At 46.9% G+C, this 23,166-nt stretch carries 25 protein-coding genes; all 25 read right to left on the bottom strand.

Translation table 11 applies throughout. The features are described from left to right. Positions 1-28: 28 nt before the first annotated feature. Entirely contained in the window at positions 29-1,147 is a 1,119-nt protein-coding gene (locus tag CXK86_RS09245; RefSeq protein WP_036607656.1) for a hypothetical protein, read from the bottom strand. A 234-nt stretch (positions 1,148-1,381) separates the two neighbouring features. Continuing rightward, positions 1,382-1,981 (bottom strand): histidine phosphatase family protein, encoded by a 600-nt coding sequence (locus CXK86_RS09240; RefSeq protein ID WP_036607658.1) that lies wholly within the window; start codon positions 1,979-1,981, stop codon positions 1,382-1,384. A 43-nt stretch (positions 1,982-2,024) separates the two neighbouring features. Then, a complete protein-coding gene (locus CXK86_RS09235) occupies positions 2,025-2,660 on the bottom strand; it encodes an anti-sigma factor family protein (RefSeq protein ID WP_036607660.1) in 636 nt (211 codons plus the stop codon). Further along, on the bottom strand, positions 2,657-3,250 hold the full coding sequence (locus tag CXK86_RS09230) for an RNA polymerase sigma factor (protein WP_036607662.1): 594 nt from the start codon (positions 3,248-3,250) through the stop codon (positions 2,657-2,659). The genes CXK86_RS09235 and CXK86_RS09230 overlap by 4 nt, the downstream gene beginning before the upstream one ends. A 726-nt stretch (positions 3,251-3,976) precedes the next feature. Further along, positions 3,977-5,071 carry a prephenate dehydrogenase gene (locus CXK86_RS09225; protein WP_076250006.1) on the bottom strand — a complete coding sequence of 365 codons (1,095 nt, stop codon included), beginning with the start codon at positions 5,069-5,071 and terminating at the stop codon, positions 3,977-3,979. Between the two features lie 26 nt (positions 5,072-5,097). Beyond that, a complete protein-coding gene (gene hisC, locus CXK86_RS09220) occupies positions 5,098-6,198 on the bottom strand; it encodes a histidinol-phosphate transaminase (RefSeq protein ID WP_076250005.1) in 1,101 nt (366 codons plus the stop codon). 85 nt (positions 6,199-6,283) lie between these two features. Further along, positions 6,284-7,090: a tryptophan synthase subunit alpha gene (trpA, locus tag CXK86_RS09215; protein ID WP_076250004.1), complete on the bottom strand. Its 807-nt coding sequence runs from the start codon at positions 7,088-7,090 to the stop codon at positions 6,284-6,286. Next, positions 7,087-8,286 carry a tryptophan synthase subunit beta gene (gene trpB / locus CXK86_RS09210; protein WP_047843556.1) on the bottom strand — a complete coding sequence of 400 codons (1,200 nt, stop codon included), beginning with the start codon at positions 8,284-8,286 and terminating at the stop codon, positions 7,087-7,089. The genes trpA and trpB overlap by 4 nt, the downstream gene beginning before the upstream one ends. Next, a complete protein-coding gene (locus CXK86_RS09205; protein ID WP_076250596.1) occupies positions 8,283-8,984 on the bottom strand; it encodes a phosphoribosylanthranilate isomerase in 702 nt (233 codons plus the stop codon). Before CXK86_RS09205 ends, trpB begins: the two co-directional genes overlap by 4 nt. 35 nt (positions 8,985-9,019) lie before the next feature. Continuing rightward, positions 9,020-9,808 (bottom strand): indole-3-glycerol phosphate synthase TrpC, encoded by a 789-nt coding sequence (gene trpC / locus CXK86_RS09200; protein WP_076250003.1) that lies wholly within the window; start codon positions 9,806-9,808, stop codon positions 9,020-9,022. Then, a complete protein-coding gene (gene trpD / locus CXK86_RS09195; RefSeq protein ID WP_091034830.1) occupies positions 9,798-10,838 on the bottom strand; it encodes an anthranilate phosphoribosyltransferase in 1,041 nt (346 codons plus the stop codon). The genes trpC and trpD overlap by 11 nt, the downstream gene beginning before the upstream one ends. Positions 10,839-10,906: 68 nt before the next feature. Next, positions 10,907-12,475: an anthranilate synthase component I gene (trpE, locus tag CXK86_RS09190; protein WP_036607674.1), complete on the bottom strand. Its 1,569-nt coding sequence runs from the start codon at positions 12,473-12,475 to the stop codon at positions 10,907-10,909. 503 nt (positions 12,476-12,978) lie between these two features. Beyond that, positions 12,979-13,356, bottom strand: a complete 378-nt coding sequence (gene aroH, locus CXK86_RS09185; protein WP_047843558.1) for a chorismate mutase — start codon at positions 13,354-13,356, stop codon at positions 12,979-12,981. A 5-nt stretch (positions 13,357-13,361) separates the two neighbouring features. Continuing rightward, the gene (gene aroB, locus CXK86_RS09180) at positions 13,362-14,456 is read right to left on the bottom strand and encodes a 3-dehydroquinate synthase (protein ID WP_074095641.1); all 1,095 of its coding nucleotides are present in this window, start codon (positions 14,454-14,456) and stop codon (positions 13,362-13,364) included. Position 14,457: 1 nt separating this feature from the next. Next, positions 14,458-15,627, bottom strand: a complete 1,170-nt coding sequence (aroC, locus tag CXK86_RS09175) for a chorismate synthase (protein ID WP_017687707.1) — start codon at positions 15,625-15,627, stop codon at positions 14,458-14,460. 178 nt (positions 15,628-15,805) lie between these two features. Next, positions 15,806-16,600: a CheR family methyltransferase gene (locus CXK86_RS09170; RefSeq protein ID WP_047843560.1), complete on the bottom strand. Its 795-nt coding sequence runs from the start codon at positions 16,598-16,600 to the stop codon at positions 15,806-15,808. Positions 16,601-16,625: 25 nt separating this feature from the next. Then, positions 16,626-17,069 carry a nucleoside-diphosphate kinase gene (gene ndk, locus CXK86_RS09165; protein WP_017687704.1) on the bottom strand — a complete coding sequence of 148 codons (444 nt, stop codon included), beginning with the start codon at positions 17,067-17,069 and terminating at the stop codon, positions 16,626-16,628. Positions 17,070-17,223: 154 nt separating this feature from the next. Continuing rightward, positions 17,224-18,198, bottom strand: coding sequence for a polyprenyl synthetase family protein (locus tag CXK86_RS09160; RefSeq protein ID WP_017687703.1), 975 nt, complete (start codon positions 18,196-18,198; stop codon positions 17,224-17,226). A 343-nt stretch (positions 18,199-18,541) separates the two neighbouring features. Beyond that, positions 18,542-19,162: a UbiX family flavin prenyltransferase gene (locus CXK86_RS09155; protein ID WP_017687702.1), complete on the bottom strand. Its 621-nt coding sequence runs from the start codon at positions 19,160-19,162 to the stop codon at positions 18,542-18,544. Further along, positions 19,163-20,029: a UbiA-like polyprenyltransferase gene (locus tag CXK86_RS09150; protein ID WP_076250002.1), complete on the bottom strand. Its 867-nt coding sequence runs from the start codon at positions 20,027-20,029 to the stop codon at positions 19,163-19,165. Then, positions 20,022-20,750 (bottom strand): demethylmenaquinone methyltransferase, encoded by a 729-nt coding sequence (locus CXK86_RS09145; RefSeq protein ID WP_036607690.1) that lies wholly within the window; start codon positions 20,748-20,750, stop codon positions 20,022-20,024. Before CXK86_RS09145 ends, CXK86_RS09150 begins: the two co-directional genes overlap by 8 nt. 15 nt (positions 20,751-20,765) lie before the next feature. Continuing rightward, a complete protein-coding gene (locus CXK86_RS09140) occupies positions 20,766-21,629 on the bottom strand; it encodes a heptaprenyl diphosphate synthase component 1 (RefSeq protein ID WP_076250001.1) in 864 nt (287 codons plus the stop codon). A 101-nt stretch (positions 21,630-21,730) separates the two neighbouring features. Beyond that, positions 21,731-22,282 (bottom strand): hypothetical protein, encoded by a 552-nt coding sequence (locus tag CXK86_RS09135; RefSeq protein WP_076209915.1) that lies wholly within the window; start codon positions 22,280-22,282, stop codon positions 21,731-21,733. 121 nt (positions 22,283-22,403) lie between these two features. Next, positions 22,404-22,625, bottom strand: coding sequence for a trp RNA-binding attenuation protein MtrB (gene mtrB, locus CXK86_RS09130; protein ID WP_017687697.1), 222 nt, complete (start codon positions 22,623-22,625; stop codon positions 22,404-22,406). A gap of 169 nt (positions 22,626-22,794) precedes the next feature. Then, positions 22,795-23,067, bottom strand: coding sequence for an HU family DNA-binding protein (locus tag CXK86_RS09125; protein WP_024630670.1), 273 nt, complete (start codon positions 23,065-23,067; stop codon positions 22,795-22,797). Between the last annotated feature and the right edge of the window lie 99 nt (positions 23,068-23,166).

Here is a 23,166-nt window from a genome sequence, read left to right as displayed (position 1 = left end):
TTTGGGAGTGATTTTAGCAACTTGTCCTTCACTTGTCAAACATAATAGGCGTAATGTCTCCTGAGATGGAGCGACAGGATGCAGCAAGACGTGTGCCCCAGGCTGTCATTTGAATAGTCCTGCCTTCCTCATGTTCCCCAATACGGACCATGCCAAGATGCAACATCATTTTAACAATTCTGTTATCATAAATGGCCTCGGCCGTATCATAGTAAAACGGCTGAATGAACGGACCGATCTGACGAAACAGCGACTCGGCGGTTGACCATTCTTGGGCACATTCGCCTGTCCAATACACAATAGAGGACAGATTGGGAATAGCACCTTTATACAATCTTAACCAAAACCTAAATAGCTGTATCATTTCGGCTGTTTTCTCAGCTCCCAGCTTGTCTTCTCCAGCTGGTGATAACTTCAGCGTGCCTTGCTCCTCACGAACCAGCCGATGGTGAAATGCATAGTCGTAGAGAAGTGCGAAACGATCCGGGTAATCCTTGAAGGAACGGCCATATCCGAATCTCCATCCACCTTTGCCCACCAATTCCTCACTAATGTGCAGATGCTCCATAATCTGCTGTTGAGAGCGACGGTACATCATGCCTTCAGCGTTAAGGGCAATTTCGTGCTGCTGGACAAACTGCAGGAACAACTTGAGATCATCCGCTAAGAGATGATACTCATCCCGATACATGGGTGGTTCCGTTGTTTTGGTAATCCCTGCTCGCAGATGTGTGGATAACACATCCCTGAATCTTAATTTCAGATCCTGGGGTACCTGATACAAATACCTGGTCTGCTGCGTTGTCCCATTGAACAACCATCCACTCTTATTGAAGCGAACGATGAGATCACGTGGACTCGCGCCAGCCTCACTCTCCTTTTTGTCCATCGATTGACGGGCTATGGCAATGAGTTCTTCCATACCATAATACTGGCGAGGATCAAACAACAAGTTGTTCAAAAAGCGCTGATCTGCTTGATTCAGTTGACGTACCTGCTGCTCAAAAAAGGGTCTGCTGCCCAATGTAGTGAGAATACTCTGGATGAGTTCATGTTTGGAATTGGGCTTGCATTCACATTGGTAATAGTCTGCTATTCGATTAAGCTGGCCAATATCGGCAAAAGTAAGCATATCCGCTAGATTCATGGGTCCATCGCCTCGCCCGTTAACTACTTCGACTACTGATTCAGAGCCTGAAATAGTTTGGTTTTGTAAACATCGTTGACGGAATTCCCATAATCTAAACCTCTTTTTGGAAATCTTTTATGTTTTAAACCATACTATGCCCCGAGTTGGTCAATCAGAAGAAAAATGAGAGGTTTGAAATCATATACAGTCTTTATTTCCCCATAAAACGCAAAAAAAACAACCCAAGTTGGATTACTCAGGTTGTTTCGCTGTGTCCAAAGACAGATGTCGTGTGCAATTATACAACAGCGGACTCCAGTCATCACGTTCCTTTTCCAGGATCGTCAGTGACAGGTTTCCAATGCGTTCTGTATACCGATCTTTAAACAAAGCTGTTAACAGGTTGGCTAAGAAAGCTCCGTGAGTGACAATGAGTACGTTTTGGTCCGAATAGGCAGACCATAGATCTTCCAGAAACGCCAGTGCACGAATCTGGATATCCGCTATCTGCTCCTGTCCCAAGTCCAATGTCTCCCAGGCTTGGCCCCAACGGGCAACCCGTTCTTCTGAAGTCAGACCTTCAATCTGACCAAAAGCCCTTTCTTTCAACCGTGCGTCCGGCTCAAGCAAAGGTACATTCAACAGCTTGGAGATAATCTCCCCTGTTTCCTGTGCCCGCGATAATCCACTTGTGATGATATAGTCCCATTGGTATTCTTCCGTCAGCAGACGTCTTCCCAGGCGCTCTGCCTGTTCACGACCTTCTCCATTCAGAGGAATATCCGTCTGACCCTGTATACGGCCCGCCGCATTCCAGTCTGTAAGACCGTGACGAATAAGTCCGATTCGCACTTACATCCCTCATTTCTCCACACGGCGAACGAAAGGTTATTACCTATGCACTCGCACCTTGTTTGCGTTTATTCGTTGTTCGATGCATACGTCCAAGAGAAAATAACGCCATTCCTATTGCAAGTAAAGAGAGGGCCATCCAATACTGCGGATAAGCAGGTCCCATGCTCACAACAAAAGGTTCTATGATACTTCCTCTGTCCGCTCCAGTCATGTTGTACTGATACATGCCAGAGGACGATGGTCCGCTTCCGGCAACCCCTGTCTCCAGGATACCCGTAGTAACAACTTTGGTTTGCTCAGCTTCTGATACGTCTGGCTTAAACATTGCCATATACAGAAAGCTGCATAAAAAAATAGCCAGGAACGCGGCAATCCACAAAGACATATGCTTGCGGATCACAGCAGAGAAACGATTAACCTTTACCTCTTCCGGCAGTAACCATGGAGACTCCGCGTAGATCCGGTCCATAACGTTACGGTTCACTCTCTCTGCTTGTTGTTCTGTCACTGGAACCGGAATGCTGTGCAGCAAGATCTGAGCTTCTTCCCAGACCTCAAACTGCTCGGAGCACTCTTCACAACCAGCGAGATGAGCATGAAATGCAATCCGCTGAGGATGAGTTTCCGGCAAGTCCCAGACCAGTGCAAACAGTTCCTGGGCTTCATTGCAATTCATCGGTTCTTCATCCCTTCATATGGCTCGTACACCGGTTCGAAGAAATAAGGTTCCAATTGAGTTTTTACGCTTGATCTTGCTCTGAATAATAGCGATTTCACAGAACTGACGCTCTGCCCAAGAATATTCGCAATCTCTTGGTAGTCTAGTTGATCATACTCACGGAGTATAATCGCAGAACGCTGCTTCTCCGGCAAATTGTTAATCGCATCCCTAACCAGCATCACCCGCTCGCTGCGAAGTACAGCATACTCCGGTGTATTCTCCGAAGGAGCAACGGGAACAATCCCGCTCTCTTCAAGTGGGACATTTCCGCTACGCTGTTTGCGAAGCTCACTCAGTACCGTATTTCTCGCAATGGTATATAACCATGTTGAGAATGAGGCATCCACCTCACGGAAAGAGTGCAGACTGCGGAACGCCTTATAGAAAGTCTCAGAACAGAGATCTTCCGCAAGCAGCTCCATATTGGAACTTTTCAACATATGATATACGAAAGCCAGTATTTTACGCTGATAACGACTCATCAGCTCGGAATATAACTCCAGGTTACCTTCCTTGATCTCTCGAATCAACTGGGAATCCGTCATTTGAGTGCGACCCCTCCTCGCCCATCCATGTGCTTCTCCCCGTTCGACTCTATCCATGTATTACCGAACAGGCACAAAAAAGTTGCGGTTCTCACCGCATATAAAAAGCGTTCAGCGCCATAACTGGCCTTCCCGCCAAATTCCCCTATGTAATGGCAATTTCCCCAACGTTTCTACATTAACAGTATTTATTGTACAACGGTCTGCATCATCCTGGCAAATCCATTGGTATCCACAGAACCCGACCTGTCATTCATATGCAGTCATTTTCACGTTCATGACTTCATTTTGAGCCTTTTTGGTAACTCTTGCTTATATAGACGGACGACATACCGAAAAGGTTACAAAAATGTGATATTTATTGGATCTAAGGTATCCTAACAGATTAAGGAGGGAGATGTAAATAGAGGATGTAAGTTCAAATGTAACTATTAACATATCAATGCCTTTCCCATAACTTTTTAAGACAAAAAAAAGACCGCTTACATAAGCGGCCATTGCTCACGTGGAGCAATACAGTTATTGGATAGGAGTGGAGAGAAACCATACTGTACCCTTATTATATGTATACGTTTTCATTTTGTCAACACTTTCAGTAAAATTGTTTGAATTAATTATATCTTTCGGTAAATCAGGATAATACATCCTTTTTTTGTGTGACTGAAAATCAAATAACAACTCCAATATAACCTCACAAAAAAGAGGGCTTTCGCCCTCTTTCTCGTCTTATATCCACACTTGATAGCCTAAGGAATCCAATAACGTCTTGGCTCGTTCCATATCTTCTTCCTGACGGAAAGACAGACGCATAATGCCCGGCACATCCACCCGGTTTTCGATAATCTCCAAGTTGCTCAAGTTGATATCATTCGCCCCAAGCTCAGTTGCAATCTTACCGATCATACCCGGTGCATCCTGAACATCAGTATATAGATCAAATAACGGCGAAATCATGCCTTTGCGTCGTTCTGGTAATATACTGCGGAACTCGCGGGCCTGACGGAATGCCTCCTCTATACCTTCACCGTTCTTATGTTCCAGCATATCCGTAAAGGCCGTCATCTGGCTATTCCAGTCCTTAAGCAAGCCCAGCAGTACATCACGGTTGCTAAGCAAGATATCTCTCCACACAATCGCATCACTGGACGCAATCCGGGTAATATCCCGAAAACCGCCTGCAGCCAGCATTTTATACAGTGGATTCGACTCATTATATTCACGTACCTGATTCACCAGCGCAACAGCAATAACATGTGGCAGATGACTAATCGCCCCCACGATGTCATCGTGCAGCAGAGGCTCCACACGCACGATCTGTGCCCGCGTATACGCAAGCAGCTCAGACAACCTGCTGTAGGCTTCCTCAGGTACATGTTCTGAAGGGGTTAAGACATAGTATGCATTCTCAAATAACACGGCTGAGGCCGCATCTACGCCTGCACGCTCCGACCCCGCCATAGGGTGACCACCAATGAAATAAGCGTCAGTCAACCGCACATGCTCGGCACAAGCGGCAATGGAAGCTTTAGTGCTTCCTACGTCCGTGATGATACATCCTTTTTTCAATGGCAGCTTGGAGAGCTTTTCGAAATAGGATTCTAGCAAACCTACGGGAACGCACAAAAAAATAAAGTCGGCATCCTCTACCGCTTCTTCCAGAGAGAGCGTAGCATCATCCACTACACCGCTCGCTATGTACTTGTCCTTCAGTTCATCCAAGTGGGCGTAGCCCATCACGGTTACACCTGGCTTGCCTTTGAAGCAGAGCGACAGTGAACCGCCGATGAGTCCTACACCAATCATTGCAATTTTTAGTTTCATGGGTCCTCACTCTTTCATCGCCAGTATTAAGGGCGTGCTACCGCCTTCTCAGCCAGCGTGTTCTCCAGTGCCGTGACAAATGCACGGTTCTGTTCTGATGTTCCGACGGACACACGAATGTAAGTTGGGTATACGTGGAATCCTGAGCGAACGATAATGCCTTGTTTGAGCAAGGATTGGAACGCATTTGCCGAAGGCATATTCAGGTCAACCATAATGAAATTACCCTGTGAAGGGAAATACGACAATCCGAGCCGTGTAAATTCATTTTGCAGGTAATCCCGATCCGTTGCATTCCGCTTCGAGCACTCTTGAACAAAATCCTGATCCAGTAGTGCAGCTTTTGCCGCAACCTGTCCAAAACGGGAAGTGTTAAACGGTTCACGTACACGGTTAATCAAATCAATAATTTCGGGACGTGCAATACCATATCCGATCCGAAGCGAAGCCAAACCGTAAATTTTGGAGAATGTCCGCAGGATGACCAAGTTCGGATACCGTTCGATCAATGGTATACTTTGCGGGTATGCTTCATCGGTTACGAATTCATAATAAGCTTCGTCCAATATGACCATCACATGAGCAGGCACACGGTCCATAAAGGCTGTAAGTTCCTGCTCGGAGATAATCGTACCTGTCGGATTATTTGGATTACACACCCATACTGCTTTGGTTTTGTCGTTAATTTGCGCGAGCATCGCGCTCAGATCATGCGTGCCATCTTTCAGAGGCACTTCGATGGACACGGCACCCTCAATATCTGCATTGCTTTTATATACAGAAAATGTTTGATCTGCCATGATGGTCTCGTCACCCGGCAAGAAGAAAGCTCTCGTGATCAAAGCAATAATCTCATCGGAACCACAACCAAATATTAAGTTGTTCCGTTCAACGCCAAGATGCTTGGCAAGAACTCCCGTCAGCTCAACCGAGCTACCGTCTGGGTATATGCTTATATTCGTCATTTCTCTCGTAATGGCTTCCAGGGCGGCAGGAGAACTGCCGTACGGGTTTTCGTTGGAGGCCAGCTTGATGACTTGTTCAAGCCCCAGTTCACATTTCACTTCTTCAATCGGTTTGCCCGGTTGGTACACAGGCAGATTGACAATCTGGGATTTCGGTTTCAACCCGACCGCCTCCTGTTATTGAAATAATGTTAGACACGAATCAGCGTGCACCTCATGTGTCCAAAAGATGTCCTTCAGGACATCTCTATCCCTTTAATTGTGCCACAAAGTTGCGAATTTGCAACAGTCCCGCTGCACGCGTATCCGGATTTTCAAGCAGAGGAATCGCATCTTCCACCTGACGAACAATGGCACTACCTACAACAACGCCATCGCAGATGCGGGAGAAATGTGCCACCTGCTCATGACTGGAGATACCAAAGCCTACCGCTACAGGAAGGTCTGTCAGACTTTTCACCGTCTCAATAAAGCTCTCTACGCCATCAAAGAAAGAAGCTCTCTCTCCGGTTACCCCAAGGGATGATACACAATAGATAAAGCCCCTCGCGCCCGTTACAATCCGCTCAATCCGGGCATTAGATGTAGGTGCAACAAGCGGCACCAGATGCACACCAGCACGATTTGCGCGTTCTCGCATCTCTTCCGCTTCCTCAATCGGCAGGTCCGGAATGATCATGCCACTAATATCGTGTTTGACCAATTCATCAAAGAATACATCCAGGCCTGTCTGCAATACCGGATTATAATAGGTGAACAGAACAAACGGCAGTTTCACACCTGCCTTACGAGCTTTTGCAGCGGTTTCCATCACAGTACGAATGGTAATCTGGCTTTTCAGCGCACGTTCGGAAGCGCGCTGAATGACTGGGCCATCTGCAAGCGGATCGGAATAGGGAACACCCAGTTCCAAAATATCCGCTCCAGCCTGTTCAAGCTCCTTGATGATATCAATCGTTGTATCCACATCCGGGTCTCCCACGGTTAAAAATGGAATAAGTGCCGTGCGATTCTGTTCCTTCAATTGCTGGAAGGTCTGGTCCATCAGATTCATCCCAAGTCACCTCCCGTGTATTTCATGATCGATTCAACATCCTTGTCTCCACGTCCCGACAGACAAATGACTACAATATCATTTGCTGTAAGTTCAGGCGCCAGTTTGACAACTTGGGCAACCGCATGTGCAGACTCCAGAGCAGGAATGATTCCCTCCGTCCGACATAGGAGTTGCAGGGCATCCAGTGCTTCCTGATCCGTGATCGGTACATATTTTGCCCGTTCAATATCCTTGAGATAGGAATGCTCCGGACCAACACCCGGATAATCAAGTCCGGCCGAGATGGAATGCGCTGGCTGAACCTGTCCATACTCATCCTGCAACAGGTAACTCATAGATCCCTGGAATACACCATGCGTACCTTTGGTCATCGTTGCAGCGTGATACTCGGTTTCGACCCCTTTGCCTGCGGCTTCAACACCAACAAGCTTCACATCCTGATCACCGATAAATGGATAGAACATACCGATCGCATTACTTCCTCCACCAACAGCGGCTACAATTACATCCGGCAAACGCCCTTCGATCTCCTGAATCTGACGACGGGTCTCATCACCAATCACACGTTGGAAATTCCGCACCATCATCGGATATGGATGAGGACCAACCACTGATCCGAGCACATAGAACGTATCCTCTACATTGCTGACCCAGTAGCGAAGTGCTTCATTACCAGCATCCTTCAGTGTCCGTGTTCCGGACGTCACCGGAATTACTTCTGCTCCGAGCAGCTTCATCCGAAATACGTTTAACTGCTGACGCTCTGTATCTTCTTCGCCCATAAATACTTTGCATTCCAGTCCAAGCAATGCGGCTACGGTTGCGGTCGCAACGCCATGTTGACCTGCACCCGTTTCGGCAATAACTTTCTTTTTGCCCATCCGTTTGGCAAGCAAACCTTGTCCAATGGCGTTATTAATTTTGTGCGCGCCTGTATGATTGAGATCTTCACGTTTCAGATAAATTTTCGGTCCGCCCAATCGGCGTGACAATTGCTCTGCATGATACAATGGCGTTTCACGTCCAGAATACTCGCTTAGCAGATAGTTCAGTTCCTTGTTAAATTCCTCATCTTCAGAGAAGTGGCTGTATGCCTCCTCCAACTCAATAAGTGCGTTCATTAGTGTCTCAGGTACAAAGCGGCCTCCGAAGTGACCGAAACGCCCGTGTTGATCCGGCAATTGATGTGTCATGCCTGCTTCACCCTTTCTACGAATGCTGTAATTTTGGCAATATCCTTCACACCTTCAGTCTCCACGCCGCTGGATACATCGACGCCGAAAGGTGCATATGTCTGTATTAGTTGTTGTACATTGTCCGGCTGCAACCCTCCTGCAACGAACAGAGCAATTCCGCGACTTTTCGCCCATTCAGCATAGGCAGGGATTCGCTCCCAGGCAAACGTTTTCCCGGAGCCCCCTCCATATAGAGGATCATGGGTATCAAGCAATATCGCATCCACGTATTTATCATAAGTATCAAGAGCCCTTATGGCTGCATCATCAGCTTCCGGTCCCGTTTCATCTTTGGGAAAAGAAAAAACTTTGAACACTGCGGCATTCCACCGCTGCTTCACCTGCTGGCAAAATTCCACAGTCTCCTGTCCATGCAGTTGAATAACATCCAGCTGAGCAATGTCCATAATGTGTTCCAGTTCTTCGAGCGTAGGATTCACAAATACACCCGCAAGCTTCGGCCGATCATAGGTAGACCATTCGAACAACACCGTTCTTAATGCAGCAGCCTGCTCGGGTTCGATTCGGCGGCGTGATTTGGCAAAAACAACACCAATGTAATCCACAGGCAAGTTTATCATCGATTTTAGCACTTCAACGTCCTGAAGTCCACATATTTTTACGGCCGCTGGCAGCGGGTTTCTCAGTTCTGACATACTGTCGCCTGTGCCATCGTGTATGGAAGTATTCATCATTTGGGTCCCATCAGATCATATACAGCCGCCTCGACATCATCCTTGCGCATGAGATGCTCACCTACGAGAATACCATGAACACCGGCCTGGATCAGAGGTACTGTTGATTCTGGTCCGTCAATACCACTTTCGCTAATCAAGGTAACGCCACTTGGAATCAATTCCATCAAATCCAGTGTCGTGTTCAGGCTGGTTTCGAATGTTTTCAAATTACGATTGTTGATGCCCACAAGTGTTGCCTGCGGAATCTCCAATACCTGCTCCAGTTCTGTTCGATCATGGACTTCAATCAAGGCATCCAGCCCCAAACTTTTGGCAAATTCCAGATATTGACGAATCTGTTCAGGTGTCAGAATACTGGCAATCAACAGTATCGCATCCGCACCCAGTAATCTTGCCTCGGCAATCTGTCGTTCATCTATAATAAAATCCTTGCGCAATAGCGGAATGTTCACTGCTTGATGGATAGCCTGCAAGTACTCGTTGCTGCCTTGAAAATACGACACATCTGTTAATACGGAGATGCAGTCTGCACCCGCTCGCTCATAAGCAGCAGCAATCTCTACCGGATGAAAATCCGGACGAATTAACCCTTTGGATGGCGAAGCCTTCTTCACTTCAGCAATAAGGCCGAGTTTGCGATTGCGTCCGCTCGATAGTGCTTGTTCAAACCCCCGAGTTGCGGGTAGTTGTTCGATTTTTTGGATAGCTTCATCCATGCGAAATGTCTGTGCAAGAACTTCAACTTCTTTATGTTTGGTTGCAACGATTCGATCAAGATACATGACTATACGCCTCCGTTGTATGAATTAACTGTTCAAGCTTCCCGGCAGCTTTGCCCGAATCTACCGCTTCTGCGGCAAGTGTCACCCCTTCAGCAATGCTATCTGCAAGACCGGATACATAGATGCACGCTCCGGCGTTCAACAGAACGACATCGCGGTAGGCACTCTGCTCACCCTGGAAGATCCTCTTAATAATTTCGGCATTCTGTGCCGCATCTCCTCCAAGTACCGCTTCAAGCGGGTGCAGAGACAAACCCATATCACGTGGATCAATATCATAGGTGTGCACTTCACCATTGCGAAGTTCAGACACCTGAGTTGGTGCCGAGATACTGATTTCATCCAGACCATCATGGCTGGCCACAACCAACGCTCTTTTGAGACCAAGACGATTCAGTACTTCAGCAATCATCGGCGTCCGGGAACGATCATACAGGCCAAGCAATTGGCGATCTGCTCCCGCAGGATTCGTTAACGGTCCGAGCATATTGAAAATGGTACGAACCCCCAGCTCTTTTCTTGGTCCTGCCGCATGTCGCATGGAAGGGTGATATACTTGGGCAAAACAGAAGCAGATTCCGATATCATCCAGACATTGTCTGGCCTGCTCACCGTTCAGATGGATATTTACACCCAGTGCCTCTAATACATCTGCACTACCCGCTTTGCCTGAAGCTGAACGGTTGCCATGTTTGGCGACCCGAACCGAGACGGCCGAAGCAATGATGGCGGATGCTGTGGAAATGTTGAATTTGTGAATACCCGATCCACCTGTTCCACAAGTGTCCAGCAAGCCGCTGCCATCCGTTAGAATTCGTCCGCCCTGACCACGCATGGCTTCAGCAAAACCGGTGATCTCATCTACCGTTTCACCCTTCATCCGTAGCGCCATCAGCAAACCTCCGATTTGAGCCGGCGTTGCCTCACCTCTCATGATCGAGTACATCAAATCTCTTGCTTCGGCTTGCTCCAGATGGCTGCCCTCTAGAATCTTCGCCAGGCCATTTTTCATGCCTTCCTCACGAGTAATCTCAGCAATAGGGGTTACAGGGTTCTCATTCATTATTGGGTTTATGTTCATCTCCGGTCTCTCCTCTCTCAGTTCTTAGCGGCCGCTGGTGTGACAAAGTAGTCTGCATTCGCCAGTCTCAACGTGCTGTCCTTTTCTTTGGCAGGAAACATTGCTTCTGCTGTTCGAATCGCCTTGAGCAATGCTTTAGCTTTGTTAACCGTTTCCTCATATTCATTCTCAGGCACAGAATCCCATACGATTCCCGCTCCGGCCTGTACATACGCTTTTCCTTTTTTAAAAATAATCGTACGAATCGTAATACAGGAGTCCATGTTACCCGAGAAACCAAGGTATCCGATTGCTCCTGCATAAGCTCCACGTGCCTCTTTCTCCAGTTCCGCGATAATCTCCATTGCACGCAGTTTCGGTGCTCCGGATACAGTACCCGCTGGCAAGCAAGAGAGGAATGCATCGAAGAAATCCTTATCTTCTCTAAGCTCGCCCGTAACGTTGGATACCATGTGCATAACGTGAGAATACCGTTCAATCTCCATGAACATGTCACACTTCACACTGCCGAAACTGGATACCCGGCCCAGATCGTTACGCCCCAGATCAACCAGCATCAGATGCTCCGCGCGTTCCTTCTCATCCTGGAGCAGATCAGCAGCGAGTGCACGATCTTCCGCTTCTGTTGCCCCTCTTGGACGTGTACCTGCAATCGGTCGTGTCTCCACACGATTCCCGTCCACCTTGACCAGCGCTTCTGGCGAAGTACCCACGATAATCTCATCATCCATTTTGAGGTAGTACATATAAGGTGATGGATTCAGGGTCCGAAGCACACGATACACGTGAAGCGGAGAAACTTCCGTATCAATGTGGAAACGCTGGGATAATACCACTTGAAAAATATCACCTGCGCGAATGTAATCTTTGGCTTGCTCCACATTACCGATAAACTGCTCTTTCGTGAGGTTGGAGCGAATATCCCCCAGTTCCACGTCTCCCGGAATGGAACGCGGATTCAGGTTCTCTCCTGGTCCTTGCTGCTGCAAACGTTCTGCCGCCTGCTCCAGCTTCTCCGAAGTCACTGCATACGCTTGGCGTATCTCATCATCCGTTGCACCGTCCTTGACGTGTACATTACCAACGAGCAACATCTGCTGCTTCACATGGTCAAAGACGATAATCTGGTCACAGAACATAAAGCGAATGTCATCCATATTCAGGTCATCCAGCGCGTGGGCTGGAAGCTTCTCATAATAGGACAGCAGGTCATATCCGAAGAAACCAATTGCCCCACCTGTGAATGGTGGCAGTTCATCATCTTTTGGACTGCGGTACTTACGCAGCAGTGCTTTCAGTTCTTCGATCGGTTTGCCTGGCAATTCACGGGTTTTCCCTGCTTCTTCTACAACAATCCGGCCTTTCTTGGCCGAAATCATCAGGAACGGATCTGTACCGATGAACGAGTATCTCGCCCATTGGATACCGCCCTCTACACTTTCCAACAGGAATGCCCGGTCGTTGTCAGCATAACGGCGGAATATTCGAATCGGAGTCTCCATATCTGCCAGAATCCGTTTGACTACCGGAATCAGATTATACTCATTCGACATTTTCAGTACTTGATTAACGTTTGGCGTTATCATCAGATCACGTCCTTTCAGATTTAGGTAGAAGAAAAGGTTATATGTACAAAAAAACCTCTACCATCAGGTAGAGGTTTGGTTATAAGCTGTATTTAACAGGGTGATGCTTCATAAATAACAAGTCCCTATACTTCGCTGTCGGATTATTCACAGGTCGCTGAATTGATGCATCTCACATCATCCAAATCGGGAAAATAAATTAGTTATAACACTTCAACTACTCATTCCAATATTACGTAAAATATAGGAGAGTGCATTGATTGTGTTTGTACCAAAATATATCAAAACAAAAGATGTCCTATGACACGTTTGTTTTCCCTATTCCTGTTACCTATTCCGTAGCACGACGTACCGTGAATCAGTTGACCGGTTTCTGTTGCCCCGGTTACCACCCACTGGACTCTGCTATATACTCCACTAGCTCAGCTGCTCTCAGCTCAATCTCAACTCTACTCAACTGGTTCTCACTATACATCATTATGATCGGTTTGACAACCCACTACTTAAGAGCCGGAAGGTGCTGCCAAATCGGGACGTAATGCCTGTGCACCGTTCAGATACACATGGTTGATTTCATTCTGAGCTTTGTTTGTATTCACATGCACCATGAAACGAATGCACTGCGCCAAGGCACCTTTAACAGGAACCTCCAGTGCACACATTAGTGGTACGAGTTCCCAACCATCCAGTTGACGAATAGCTTTTGCCGGGAAAGCAGCATCCAGATCCCCAGTTAACGTAATCCACACACTGCAGATATCTTCCGGTTGGATCTCATTGCGATCCACGATCTCCTGCAACAATACAGCCGTTTCCTTCAAAATCTGTTCTTCGTTGTTCTGCGTGACTGTTGTAGCCCCGCGAATTCCCCGTGTGACCATTGCTGTTATTCTCCCTTCCTGAGCATTTCAATGACGTCCCGAACTTCCGACACAGGTACGTCCTTCACAATTCTTGCAGCTCCAATCCGATCAGGAATGATAAACACCATATGACCTTCACGGAACTTTTTGTCATGCATCATCGCTTCCATTAATGCATCCGTGTCGAGATGCGCAGGCATCGTTGTTGGAAGGCGAAGTGAACGCAACATGCGGACCGTATCTTCATAGAGCCCTGCTGGCGCACCAAGCTTCTCACCAAGCAATGCTGATCCAGCCATACCGATCGAGATCGCTTCTCCGTGCAGGAATTCTCCATAACCGGCAATCGCTTCAATGGCATGACCAATCGTATGTCCCAGGTTCAACAACGCACGTTCTCCATTTTCACGTTCGTCTCTGGATACAATCTCTGCCTTAATGCCACATCCACGTTCCAAGCCGTATCCAAGTGCTTCCGGATTAAGCGCAAGCAGTTCTTCCGCATGTTCCTCACACCAATGTGCAAAAGCCTCATCACGGATCAGCCCGTGCTTCAGCATCTCTGACAACCCTGCCGATACATCTCGTGGCGGCAAGGATTGAAGTGTGTCCACATCATAGAGCACTAGCTCGGGCTGGTGGAATGCACCAATCATATTTTTGGCCAGCGGATGATTGACAGCCACCTTGCCGCCTACACTGCTGTCATGCGCCAAAATCGTTGTAGGTACTTGAACAAACTTGATTCCACGCATATATGTAGCGGCAACAAAACCAGCCAGATCACCTACGACACCACCACCTAAGGCCAGAATCGCAGAACTCCGATCCAGTTTGCCTTCGATCGCAACGGTCATCATATCCTGGTACACCGAAAGGGATTTCGACGTTTCACCAGAGGGTACAACCGCCGATACGACTGTATAACCAGCCGTACGCAGCGTTTGCTCCAAACCTGACAAGTATTTGGGAGCCACATTTTCATCTGTAATGATGAGCAACGGACTTTTTTTGGTCAACCCATATTGCTCAAAATATTGAGGGGCTTGTGCCAATAGACCGCTGCCAATCAGAATCGGATATGAGCGTTCCTCCAACTGTACCGTCAGCTGACGCATATTAGTAATTCTCCAGTTGAGCATTATAACTAGCAACATTAGCACGGATCTCTTCCATGGAATCCCCGCCGAATTTCTCCAGGAATGCTTTGGCAATTTCCCACGCTACAACATGCTCCATAACCACACTCGCTGCTGGTACAGCACAAGCGTCCGAGCGCTCAACCTGAGCCGTAAATGCTTCTTTTGTATCAATATCGACACTTTGCAGTGGCTTATACAACGTTGGGATCGGCTTCATCACACCACGTACAACGACTGGCATACCGTTTGTCATACCACCTTCGAATCCACCCAGACGGTTGGTTGCCCGGTGGTAGCCGCGCTCATCCGTATGCATGATTTCATCATGCACCTGTGATCCTCGAATGACTCCGGCTTCGAATCCGATACCAATCTCTACACCTTTGAATGCATTAATGGACATTACGCCTTGAGCGATTCGTGCATCCAGTTTGCGATCGTATTGAACATAACTACCCAGACCAATAGGTACACCTTCAACGATACATTCCACTATTCCTCCGATGGAATCGCCTTCTTGTTTAATCTGGTCGATGTAGGCTTCCATCTTCTTCTCTGTCTCAGCATCCGTAACACGTACAGAGGAAGCTTCTGTCACTGCGATCAGTTCATCAATCGGAAGGTCCTGATATGGAGCTTCGATCTCTCCAATGCGAAGTACACGTCCAGCTACCTTGATTCCGAATTCAGCCAGGAATTGACGAGCAATGGCACCACATGCCACACGTACCGTTGTCTCACGTGCACTGGAGCGCTCCAGTACGTTACGCAAGTCTTTAAGATTATACTTGAGTCCACCGTTCAGATCAGCGTGTCCGGGACGTGGACGATGAACGCGACGTTTCTCTTCGTCACTGCCTTCAATCGGCTCAATATTCATAATATTCTGCCAATGTTTCCAGTCGTTATTTTGAACAACCAGCGCTACCGGAGCACCTGTTGTATATCCGTGACGGATACCACCAACGAAATTCGCCTGATCCTTCTCAATCTGCATCCGGCGTCCACGGCCATATCCCTTTTGGCGGCGGTGAAGCTGGAAATTCAGTTCTTCAAAATCAATCGTCAAATTACTTGGCAATCCTTCAATAATAGCGGTCAATTGGGGTCCGTGCGTCTCCCCTGCGGTTAAATAGCGTAAACTCATAATACGTTCCCCCTTTAAACTGTTAAACTTCACATTGCTAAAATCCCATAATTTCTTTGCTTATTATAGTATAGCTGACCGGCTTTGACAAGAAAGTCGGCTCTTTCTTGTACTTGGTATACAAATAACCGCCTGAACACATGTACATGTGCTTCAGACGGCTGAACAACCATTATCATTATTTTTTCCGATAGAAGAATGTCTCTGCTGTCTCCAGACCATATTGTCCCGGGGAGAAGATCTGCTCCGTACTGCCCACAAACAAAATACCGCCTGGACGCAAACTTGCTGCAAATTTGTGATACAACAGGTTTTTGGCTTCCTCGGTAAAATAGATCATGACATTTCGGCACACAATCAGATCGTACCCATCGTCAAAACGGTCCACCAGCAAATTTTGTTTCATGAACTTGATCGAATTTTTGAGTTGCTCATCAATACGGTATACCAAGCCATCCTGCTTGAAGTAACGGTTCGCCGTTTCCTTTGGCACATCCTTAAGCGAGCGTTCCATATAACGCCCTTCCTTGGCTTTGGCCAATGCACCTTCATCCAGATCACTTGCCGTAATGGAGCTGTCCTTCAAAATGCCCATCGTGTCCAAAATCATGGCAAGTGTATAAGGTTCTTCACCTGTTGAACAGGCCGCACTCCAAACTTTAGCACGACGCTTGGACCCCAGCAGCTCAGGCAGGATCTCGTCCCGCAGCACTTCCCAACGATTGGGATTACGCCAGAATTCCGACACGTTAATCGTCATACGATCAAGGAATTCGTAAAACAATGATTTATCTTTCTGCATAGCTTCAAAAAAGTTAGAAAATGTATGAAACCCGTTTTTGTTGCGAAGTGTGGTCAGCCTTCTTTTCATCTGGCCTTCCTTGTATTGAGCAAGATCAATGCCTGTGCTCTCTTTGATTTTACGAATGAATCCGGTGTAATCCGGGTCTAGTAGTTGTTCTTGCTCCAGCATCGTGTATCACCCTTTTGGCTAATAATTACAACCAGGCTGCGATGCTCTTGTCGTATACCACCAGTTCATCTGAAGCAAAGAAATTTGCTGCTTCACGGGAAGCACTTTCCGGTGAATCTGCCCCATGAATCAGATTATGTGGTGTGTGGCTGGCGAAGTCTCCGCGAATGGTACCCGGAGCTGCTTCCTTCACATTGGTTTTTCCGATGACGATGCGCGCAAGCGCCACAATATCGTCGCCTTCCCACACCATGGCAAATACAGGCCCAGATGTGATAAAACGAACCAGATCATCGAAAAATGGTTTACCCTCATGTTCAGCATAATGGCGTTTTGCCTGATCCTCAGACATCTGCACCAATTTGCCTGCCACCAACTTAAATCCTTTGTCTTCCAGACGGCTAATAATTCGACCGATCAATCCACGCTGCACACCATCCGGCTTCACCATCAAAAATGTACGATCCATCAGCTCACTCCTCACTCACGGTTCAAAGTTAATCACTATGTAAACGCAATCCCTCTGATTGTAACATACATGTCCAAATCCTCCCAATGAGGAATCTCACAGTTCTGTTCAACTTTGGGTATGAGTAATCTGAGAGTCGAAGGTCATACATTGTTTAATGCGTACGTTTAACCACAAAATGAGCGATATCACGCAGGTTTTTGGTCGTCTTGATGTTAGGTAGCTGATCGAGAGCATCGAGCGCTTTCTTCATATATCGGTCAGCAAGGGCTTCTGCTTTAGCAATTCCTTGACTTTGTCGAATCATTCCAATTGCATCCGATGCACTTGCCCGTCCTTCTTCATGCTGGACACGGGAAATCTCCTTAAGCAAAGGTTCCCGCAGATCGGATTCTTCCAGGGCATAAAGTACAGGAAGAGTAATATTTCCTTGCTTCATGTCACTGCCAGGTGGCTTCCCAAGTTGTTTCTCGGTACCTACCAGATCAAGTACATCATCTTGAATCTGGAAGGCCATCCCCACATTGTATCCGTACGTATACAGCAGGGAAGATACATGCTCAGGCGCACGTGTAGCCAATGCCCCTAACTGACAGCTAACTGCAATCAGAAGTGCTGTTTTGCGGCGAATCCGCAGCAGATAGTTACGAACACTTTGTCCCGTATTGAAAAAGTCGCGAATTTGCTCCATCTCACCAATGGACATTTGTACCATAGCTTTGGCAAGAATACGATGAATCGCTGGATCGGATAATCCGGCAGTCATTTCAAGTGCCTTACCGTAGATATAGTCTCCAGTGTACATGGCAATCCGGTTATCCCATTTTGACTTCACCGTGGGTTTGCCTCGGCGTGTCTCCGCATTATCAATGACATCATCATGAACGAGGGATGCCGAATGGATGAGTTCCAGCGGAACCGCAACCAGCTTCAGACGTTCAATGTCGTATGTACCAAATTTCCCACCAAGTAACACAAAAACGGGCCGCAACCGTTTTCCTCCTGCTTTGAGCAAATGAAGTGACGTTTCACTCAGCAGCTTCTGTTCTCCTCGAACACTGCGATACAACTCTTTCTCAATGTAATCCATGTCCTTTTTTAACAACCCGAAAATATCCAATAGTTTCATTCGTTCACCCGTATCAGCGTATTGTCAGTCCATAAATTCATGCTTACCTTCCCCTCCAGCAAGTCGGGCCTGCAGGCATTACGAGAAACCCGGCTTACCGTTCTTGCTTGTGTTGTTCTATAAGGTAATCTAACGTGTTTTTCTTCTCCGAATGTCATAGCCAACACCCGAAAATTAAACTCTGCGACTTGTTCTGAAACAAAATACAGAAGTTGCCGGAGCATGGGTCAAGACTGTGGTTCATGAAGACTCACCATCAGTGCTCACCAATACCCCGGGATTCGGGGGACAAATAAACCGAGCAACACTTTGGCAAAAAACAGCCTTGTATCGAACTCAGTCGTTATCCCCGTTCATCCGGTTCTCCCCATCTTGTAAACAGTTGATGTGGGATGCGCAAGCTATCCAGCACTTTACCCACTAAAAACAGAATCAACTCATCCATAGTCTGAGGTTTGTAATAAAAAGCAGGCATAGCCGGTATCATTCGTACACCAAGACGAGAAAGCTTCAGCATGTTCTCCAGATGGATTGCATGAAGAGGCGTCTCACGTGGTACGAGAATCAATGTTCTTCCCTCTTTCATCATAACATCCGCTGCGCGAGACATCAGATTATCCGACGATCCCTGCGCGATGGACGAAAGAGTTCCCATCGAACATGGCATGATAATCATGCCGTCGGCCAGATAAGAACCACTTGCAATGGAGGCCCCTATATCACTCACAGGATGATAGATCAGAGAACCGGCACGGTTGCCGAATTTTTCTTCCAGCACCGCGTCCCGATTCGTCACATCCCAGTCCAATTCTTCTTTCAGTACACGCCACCCTGCATTGGATATGACCAGATGAACGTTATATTCCAAATCAAGCAGCGTTTCAATTAATCGAATGCCATATATGCTGCCACTCGCTCCGGTAATTCCGACAACCAGTCGTTTATTGTCCGGCTGCTGCACCATTTATTTCACCGCCAGATCAATCAGAGTGAACGTAAACACAATTAAACTAAGCAAACTGTTCATGGTAAAAAATGCCGTTTGAACACGGCTCATATCATTAGGCGATACAATATAGTGTTGATAGAACAGAATTCCATACGTCACCAACATGCCTGCGCCATACCACCAGCTCAGATCTGTCATCAACAATAACGCAAGAAAACCAATTGCAGTAATCACATGGAAGAACTTAGCGATCTGCAAGGATTTAACCAGGCCAAAACGGGAAGGTATGGAGTGAAGACCCTCTCCCTGATCAAATTCCAGATCCTGACATGCATAGATAATATCAAAGCCCGCTGTCCAGAACACAATCGTAACGTACAGCACAATCGCTGTCCAATCCATCGTTCCTGTTACTGCTACCCAGCCACCAAGTGGTGCCAAACCAATCGTCATTCCGAGAACAATGTGGCATAACCATGTGAATCGTTTGGTGTACGAATACAGTACCAACATAAACACAGCTATAGGCAACAGCTGCATCGATAATACATTAAGATTGGATGAGGCCCAGAATAACAATATAAATGAGATAATGACAAATATAACAACTTCCCCATTTTTCAACAGTCCTGCCGGGATGGCTCTCATCGCGGTACGCGGGTTTTTGCCATCAATCGCTTGGTCAATAATTCGGTTCAAACCAAAAGCCGCACTACGTGCACCGATCATCGCAAGCAATACCCACATGATCTGCATCCAGCTTGGGAAGGTATCATTCACTACCATGGAGCCGAGGATCGCCCCCATAAATGCAAAAGGTAAAGCAAAAAGCGTGTGTTCAATCTTGATCATTTCTAAAAAGATGCGAATTTTCCTAAACATGCTGATTCTCCTTGGTTCCAATATGCAGTGCCGCGATACCTCCGGTCAGAGGGTAGGCCTGCACTTGTTGTAATCCAGTTTCTGCAAAAATGTCTGCCAGTTCCTGCCTTCCCGGGAAAATGGCCAGTGAGTCCGGCAGCCATTTGTACTGCTCAAAACTTTTAGCAAACACTTTGGCAAGATTCGGTAAAACCTTCTCAAAATAAAAATAATAAATGCCTTTGAACGGCTGCCATGTTGGCTTGGACAATTCCAGGCACACAACCATACCACCCGGTTTGACCACACGTTTCATTTCAGACAACACTTGTCTGAGATCAGGTACATTACGCAACCCAAACCCGATCGTCACATAATCAAACGAATTGTCTTCAAAAGGAAGTGACATGGCATTTCCCTGTGTCAGGGTAATCTGTTTTTGACGTTGCACCGCATTGATCTTTGTCTGGCCGACCTCCAGCATGTTGCTACTGAAATCAAGTCCGTGCATGTGCCCCGTTTCACTTGCCTCTGCCATAGCAAGCGTCCAGTCACATGTGCCGCAGCACAAATCAAGACCGGTATCGCCTTTGGACATATTCATCTTTTTCATGGTGAATTTACGCCAAGCCTTATGCCTGCGGAAACTTAAAATATCATTCATGACATCATATTTTCCGGCTATACTCTGAAAAACCGAATGGACATATTCTTCTTTCGGTTTGGTCTCTCCGCTCCCCATTCGTCTGTCTCCCCCTCAATCTTCCCTTACTGCCGCATGTGAAGGCTGCAAATATGCCAAGTAAGGCTCTAGAATTGCATGTATCTCATGCAAGCCCATCCGCCCTTCCTCATCTTGCAACAACAGTTGAATGCGGTGTGTACACTCGCGAAGCTTGTCCAGCAAAACCTCGCCAACCCTATGCTTCAGCACCATAGCGTTCCATGCACGTGCATCCAATTCAGATTGACGCAACACATTGCGCTCATCGTCATTACCATGCTCGTATATGTGCCAGTATGCATAGCTGTGAAGATATTGTTGTTGGTCATTCATCCGCTTCAGTTCTTCCACGATCGTTTCGCAGGAGCTGAATTCGGTCAACAGGCTGTTCCATAATGACTCTTCCTTATGTTGAATCATGCCTGTAAATGAAAGAAACAGCTGCATTCTCAGCTGTACCGTTTCACGCAAGTATTCGTCAGCCGAAACGAGAAGCTTCTTCATCCGTTCATACAGCGTCATCTTGCGTGCGTTCACTCCGGATACAGCACCACTGAGTTTGCCAATCATTTCAATTCTGCCCGCTTGGGCAAGCAATTGATAAAAACGGCTACTTAAATAATCCCCGGCGAGTACATTCAACTGACGTGAACGCATCTCCTGCTCTTTCCGCTCACCGGAAATGGTATCGATTCGATCATGCGTATCCATGGCCAACTGAACGAGCGAAGTTGCAAGAGCATATAACTCTTGATGCACCTTTTCGTCTGTGCGGCCCACAAATACCTGCAACAGACGTGCTCGGCTATCCGGAAATGATGGGATTTCCGTATGTTGTCGAATCATGTCGTAATCCGTATATTTCTTTGCTAGTTGGGGTACGCGATATGAATTCATTCTCAGCCTCCGAGCCTTAACATTGTTAAACCTTTTCTGCACTACAATCTTATATATTATAGCATATGTTGAACGGGCACGCACTGAATCCTGCTATTCTATTACCCCTGACTTGTCATTTCGAATTGCTTCTTCCACAGTTCGGTCTCCATCAAATGAAACCAGTCCTTCAATTCATCTGAAAAGGCCGCACTTTTCCAGTTCCGTAATGTTTCAATCGCATACAGAGGCCACTCTCCACGCCGAATATCAGCAGCAAGTAACAGATGTCGTTTATGCATCCATTCATCTTCTGCCATCACACGCAGCAGCACCTGATCCACGTTATCCAGACTCCGAAAGCCAAGATCCGCCACAGCTGCCATGTTCTCATAGATTTCAGTGTAACTTGTACCCGTGCCTTTAACTTTGAGGTCCAGTGTCAAAATGGACTGTTTCCATTCCACTCTTGCAATGGGCGTTGATAGTTGCATGGAGCTTAGCACATCAACCAGATTGTCATTCGTTAGCTGAACTGGATGATGTGATGCAGAGGCAGGCTGTACGTTGTCCCCGCCCCATGTACGCATATGTAAGGTTTGTATCGCAACAAGCAGAAAGACCGCCGCAACCGTTGCCAGCATTGAAGCAGTAACAATCATCCGCGGTTTCATATACGCCTCCCTGCCTTTACCTGTTAGTGTAGTCTGTCCGGTAAAGGCTCATACCTCATTGTACAATGAAAAAAAGCAGGCTATGCCTGCAATCTTCATTTGAATGTATTCAATCTGTCCATTACTCCGATTCAATCTGTCCATGCTTGGTAATCAGCGTGGCTTTGCCCCGGATTTTAATAGCTGAAGTATGGGTGGTAAATTGGGCAAACATCACTTCACCCTTGTCCAATTTCTCGGTGTGGTGAAAACGTGTATCCTGACCTCGGGTTAATCCGATCACCTGGACACCATTTTCCTCTGCCTTAATTACAATATAATCATTGCCGGTTGGATGATCCATCACGCATGTCCCCTTCTTTAGTTCGATAGCGTTAATGATGATTAAGATTGTTTCATTTGTCAACCTGCGCCTTATACGAATGAACCGCAAGAATCATCGTTAAAGGGCAAAAGAAAAGGCCGTGAACAAGTCACGGTCTTTTTGTCGACATATGGAATATGTAGAAATCTTATTTAATTCCGTCTTTGAGCGCTTTACCTGGTTTGAATGCAGGAATTTTGCTCGCAGGAATTTCGATTTCTTCACCTGTTTGCGGGTTGCGTCCTTTACGTGCAGAGCGCTCGCGAACTTCGAAGTTCCCAAAACCAACCAATTGTACTTTATCTCCGCTTTGAAGAGCCTCAGAGATTGCTTCGAATACGGCATCAACCGCTTTCGTTACATCTTTCTTGGACAATTCAGTCGCTTCAGATACGTGTGTAATCAAGTCTGATTTGTTCATTTGTTTTTCACCTCCTGTATCAATGTCCTGAATGTTATACTGTGTTTCCGTTTTATAGCGAAATATACGTTCATACGCAAAAAATCTACGTACATCTTG

The organism is Paenibacillus sp. BGI2013 (assembly GCF_002843485.1).
GTDB lineage: Bacteria > Bacillota > Bacilli > Paenibacillales > Paenibacillaceae > Paenibacillus > Paenibacillus amylolyticus.
The sequence above is the reverse complement of the archived record's forward strand: the minus strand, read 5'-3'. Positions and strand labels throughout refer to the sequence as shown.